This is a genomic window from Flavobacterium sp. (genome assembly GCF_044348915.1).
In the GTDB taxonomy this organism is placed as follows: domain Bacteria; phylum Bacteroidota; class Bacteroidia; order Flavobacteriales; family Flavobacteriaceae; genus Flavobacterium.
Genome location: NZ_JBIKRX010000156.1, coordinates 1 through 4,690 on the forward strand (window position 1 = coordinate 1; position 4,690 = coordinate 4,690).

5 protein-coding genes and 1 pseudogene are annotated in these 4,690 nt (G+C 36.7%); 4 read left to right on the top strand and 2 right to left on the bottom strand.

Annotated features, from left to right (window positions below; translation table 11 throughout):
• The first annotated feature begins 55 nt into the window (after positions 1-55).
• Positions 56-736: a capsular polysaccharide synthesis protein gene (locus tag ACIQ1E_RS14250; RefSeq protein WP_396172044.1), complete on the top strand. Its 681-nt coding sequence runs from the start codon at positions 56-58 to the stop codon at positions 734-736.
• A 15-nt stretch (positions 737-751) separates the two neighbouring features.
• Here ACIQ1E_RS14250 and ACIQ1E_RS14255 read toward each other — a convergent pair whose 3' ends face one another.
• Together ACIQ1E_RS14255 and ACIQ1E_RS14260 are read right to left on the bottom strand one after the other, a co-directional pair.
• Positions 752-946, bottom strand: a complete 195-nt coding sequence (locus ACIQ1E_RS14255) for a hypothetical protein (protein WP_396172046.1) — start codon at positions 944-946, stop codon at positions 752-754.
• 49 nt (positions 947-995) lie between these two features.
• Entirely contained in the window at positions 996-3,371 is a 2,376-nt protein-coding gene (locus tag ACIQ1E_RS14260) for a hypothetical protein (RefSeq protein WP_396172047.1), read from the bottom strand.
• A 24-nt stretch (positions 3,372-3,395) separates the two neighbouring features.
• Here ACIQ1E_RS14260 and ACIQ1E_RS14265 point away from each other — a divergent pair, with 24 nt between their 5' ends.
• The 3 genes and pseudogenes from ACIQ1E_RS14265 to ACIQ1E_RS14275 all read left to right on the top strand — a co-directional run.
• Positions 3,396-4,061: a hypothetical protein gene (locus tag ACIQ1E_RS14265; protein ID WP_396172048.1), complete on the top strand. Its 666-nt coding sequence runs from the start codon at positions 3,396-3,398 to the stop codon at positions 4,059-4,061.
• Between the two features lie 277 nt (positions 4,062-4,338).
• A pseudogene (locus ACIQ1E_RS14270) lies at positions 4,339-4,407 on the top strand (NUMOD3 domain-containing DNA-binding protein); the annotation flags it as partial.
• A gap of 18 nt (positions 4,408-4,425) precedes the next feature.
• Positions 4,426-4,690 (top strand): NUMOD3 domain-containing DNA-binding protein (locus tag ACIQ1E_RS14275; protein ID WP_396172050.1); only part of this gene is annotated, 265 nt, incomplete at its 3' end.

Below are 4,690 nucleotides of genomic sequence, written 5' to 3' on the forward strand. Positions count from 1 at the left end.
TTTAATTCAATTTTTATTTTCACATATTTCACATATATGAAAATACAAAGTAGGGATGAATGAGTTCATCATGGTGATTACGATCCTTATCCTGATCGGCTACGGTATATGGTTTTATCCGAAACCCCAATACAATCAAGCACCAAAAACGATCTGGACGTATTGGGAAGAGCCGGATCATCTGGCTCCTGAAAAACGTCTTTCGGATAACGCAAAGGAATGCATTGAATCGTGGCGTACTTATAATCCACACTATGAGATCACGATCTTGACAAAGAAAACGTATCATGGATATGTTACGATCCCTGAAGAGATTAGAACACATCATGGGCTAAACCCTGATTACTTGTCGGATCTGATCAAAGTATGGATCTTGGCGGAACGGGGTGGAATCTGGATCGATCCGTGGATCGAATTGAAACAACCGATTGATCAATGGGTATTTCCAAAATATGGAGAGTGTGCATTAACAGATCCGATCAAACAACATTTTATTGCATGTAACAAAGGATCGATCTTTATGAAACAATGGAGGGATGAATTCTCGGAGATTGTTCGGTATCCCAATGTGGATCAATATGTGGATTCGAGAAGACGATCTATGAATATGGATCAGATCGAAGATCCGATCACGAATGCAGTCTTGGTAGCGGTCTATCAGATTCTTGTCCTCTATCCACCTGAATCACTGATATTACATAAGGATCCACCGATTATTAATAGAAAAAATAAATAAAGAAATGGGAAATAATTACTTTTTATTTGCCGCTGCTTTCTGTTTGGACCATTTGGTATACATATGAGTCCATTGAATGAAATAGGAAGAACCGAGCCATTCTTTAGCTAGAGCGTCAAGTTCTTTCTCTTCGGCGGTGAGTGTGGCATAAAACTCGTCGTAATCGGCAGGAAGTGGAGCGGGTTTGGGAGGAGTGTAACGTTGCATCATACGTAGTGGTACGAAGTGTTGTATACTTTCTCTTCCTACACAAAACCAATCAATTTTTCTTATGTTTGCGAGTGCGACGTTTGACGATACGCCGCTTTTTCGTACGACGCTTTCCTCCACCGACCATGCCTTGCATGAGGGGCGCCTCGAGTCGACTCTTACTATCAAATTGAATCTGAGGTCGACGGCCCAATGCAGCCATCAGTTTAGCAATATTTTGCGGAGATTGTGTAGGAACAACGCGCGCCTTTTGTTGTAGTGTAGAAACGCCATGACTATCATTCATCAATAGTGTGCGATATTCAGCAAGGTCAGCGCCAAAATACGTCAAGGTATCTCGTAAGATATGGGGGGTGGACATGTATTGATCGGCGGTGAGGTGTTTCAAATTATTCATTCGTAGATAAACGGGATAATAAGCGGATAAGAACACAAATGCTTTTTCGGTCGTAAAATCATTTTGAATGATGGCATAAGGATCAATCTCTACTGGTGTTTCATTATTAGGATAAGCCCCTCCTAGTTGTTCATTCAGAACTTTGAGACCTATTTTTTCATCTACGACTGACTGATCATTTAATATACGATGTATATCGCGATCATTACGATTGTAATTATCTTGTTTCATTGACTGAATCACAGGAATTGTATAGAGAAGTTGTAAATTATCAACATCTTGGTTTGTAAACAGCGTACCTTTTTGTCCTACTTTTGCTTCTGTACTATTTATTATCTTATCTACTTTATCTCCTATTTGATCAAATATATCGAGAACATCAGTTTTAATTCTATTTTGTTCAGATTCTGCCAGTCTTTCGGAAAATTTACGCTTTTCTGTAAGATAATAAAAACGGGCATTTGAATTAGCCTTACTAGTTTTATATACAATTGGATTAGGTTTATAATTAGCAGTACGAAGTCTTCGTACCTGCCGTCGGTTCCCGCCTTCTACTGTAGTTACACCGGTAGTTACACCAGTAATTTCATTAAGTGTTTCATCCATTATTTCTGTAACAGCTATAGAAATTTGAACATCGTCTGTCGTTGTTATGCCTATAATATCACTATTAAACTTCACAGAATCAAGAAACAATTTATTATCTTTAGAACCATCTTTCTGTGCCATTTTTTCAGCATAGCGTTCTGCTCTAGTTCTACCACCAGATATGGCATTTTTTTGTCGTGCTGATGCTTCTTCCTGTTTTTTAATCAGTGCTTGTTGCTTTTGTATCCTTCTCTGTTCGACTTCTTTATCACGTTTCTCACGAATTGCTTTTTTTTCATCTTCATCTTCTTGTTTTATCCTTGCTATCTCTTGTTTCATTCTTTTCTCTTCCGCTAATGCGGCAGCACGTGAGGTTGCATCATCACTAAGATAATGCTCTTTAAATGCTTCCACCAAGGTACATCCTGGAATTCTAGAAAAAAAACGAATCAAAATTAAATATTCATAAACAAGAAATGCTTTTTGTCGATCAAGCATATTTGCTTTCGCAAGATATGTAATATGTAAATTAATAGTATCTACAATAGGCTGTATGTATGTTTCAATTCGTTCAGAAGAAAGATGCTTAAAGTCAGAAGCATTTCTAAAAATATCAGGACAATCATAGGCTGGATCGTCTGGATCGGCATGTGCCCTAATTCGTTCGATAGTTTTGTTAATTCCATCTGGATTTACTTTATATGTGTTAGCACCATCAGACATAATATACTGTAAATTATTTTTTGATTGATTACAACATTGATGCGACCATAAGTATTCTAGCTTTAGCATTGTTACTTCATATTTATTTAATTTTTCAAGTGAAGATCGATTTTGATATAGGTTTAAGTGAAGAAGAGCATCACTAATCGGTAATATATGTTCGCATTCAGGTTTGGGCGAGTCACGTAATCCAAGACCGCAAATCCAGCAAAATCTTTTATCTTCAACGAGAGCATTACACTGCGGATCGGGATCAAGTACCTCTAAAATTGCACGTGCTTCTATACCTGTCATTTTACCAAGAAAGTTACTACAGAATTCTGTATATTTTGCGGTAGTCCTTAGAACATCTAGATCCTCAAGCGCAGGACGTATTCTATCTTTTAGTTTGTTTATCACAGTTACTACATCAGTTGTTGTTAATCCAGTAAGTATTTTCCCCCTTACTGGGATAGGAGGAATATAGGTTGTTAATAATGTTGTGAACGATGATAATAAAAATTCGGAAAGGCGATCAACTACACCTCGACGAGTCACTTCAATATCAATCCAATGACTGATCTTATTTGTAAGAAGAGCATAATCAATATTTAATGAATTTATTAAAGGATTTTGACTAAATACTTCAGCAAAAGTAAACGCTGCTGGATCAACTCGTATCGCCGGTGCCGGCCCCGCTCTTGCAGATTTCTTACCTACTTTTGCTGCTGCTGCCATATCTATTTCCTCCCTATAAAATAAATGCACTTCAAAGATAAACGAGTACACCAGATTAAAACCACCGACGACATGCTCAAAATTCTGGAATCGAAAGGAAATTCGATAAAAGACTACAAGAAAGGGACCAAGATTACGGTAGATAATAAAATGGAACAAGGATACAGTTATCTATTGGAAGAGAATCCTGGAAAGAATTTTCATCCGGAGTTCAAGCCAGTATATACACCAGGAGAGATTCTGGAAATGGGTGCTTTTGAAGGGAAATACATGAACGATTGTGTTCTTGAATTTCCAAAAGAATGGTTTCTTTCTGCCATCAAAAAAGGAAAATTATGCCCTGAAGGAGCCAATCCATCCGTTAATCAATTCCGTGTGAAATCACGTCAGAATCTGGACGTATGGGAAGAGAATGGATGGGTACCGAATCGAGGACACCATGTCGCAAAACAATATCCTATCTTGTCGGATCCTCGTATCAATAATGATGTTAGAGGATGGTTTCAATGGTATTGTCGGTATTGGATGGGACGCAGAGAGCCAGAGATCGATCTTGTACAGATCAAGCGATGGAAAGCCCTTGTGAGACACGTGGGACAGATTAAGGCAAATTGTAAAAAAGGAGATCTATCGTGCAGACCCCGTCAGAGACAAACTTTATTGAATTGGGGATGGGATCCATTTATCTAAATAAAATTGAAACAACTTAAAAGTCTCCGATATTAATTTTATAGTATGGGATATATTTACATGAGTTAATATAAGATGGAAACGCCATAAACAGCGAAGAAATTCAAACGAATGCCCAAATTTATATAAAGCATTTAGAAAATATGGAATAGATACATTTGATTTTAAAATAATTTGTATCTGTTTTGATAAAGCATGTGATGATTTAGAAATACATTATATTTCTAAATACAATACAATATCACCAAATGGATATAATTTAGACGGAGGAGGTCATATTAATAAAGTAGTACATGAAGATACTCGAAAAAAGATAAGCGAAGCACTTACTGGAAAAAAACATTCATATGAAAGAATCCAAAAAATGCGTTTAGCACTTATTGGTTTTAAACATACAGAAGAATCGAAAAAAAAGATGAGTGAATCGCGCAAAGGAATAAAAATGTCAGAACAAACAAAACTTAATATGAGTAATGGACAAAAAGGACATGCTGTTACAGAATATACAAAACAACAGGTAGCAGATGCAAATAAAAAAAGAGTATGGACAAAAGAGATGCGAGAAAAAATGAGTCAAGCATCTAAAAATAATCCATCAATTCATAAACGCGTTGGACAATATACATTAG

Excerpts from the sequence above, each read along its gene's own strand:
- ACIQ1E_RS14255 (WP_396172046.1), bottom strand. The coding sequence starts at position 946 with ATGATGCAACGTTACACTCCTCCCAAACCCGCTCCACTTCCTGCCGAT.
- ACIQ1E_RS14260 (WP_396172047.1), bottom strand. The coding sequence starts at position 3,371 with ATGGCAGCAGCAGCAAAAGTAGGTAAGAAATCTGCAAGAGCGGGGCCG.
- ACIQ1E_RS14265 (WP_396172048.1), top strand. The coding sequence starts at position 3,396 with ATGCACTTCAAAGATAAACGAGTACACCAGATTAAAACCACCGACGAC.
- ACIQ1E_RS14250 (WP_396172044.1), top strand. The coding sequence starts at position 56 with ATGAATGAGTTCATCATGGTGATTACGATCCTTATCCTGATCGGCTAC.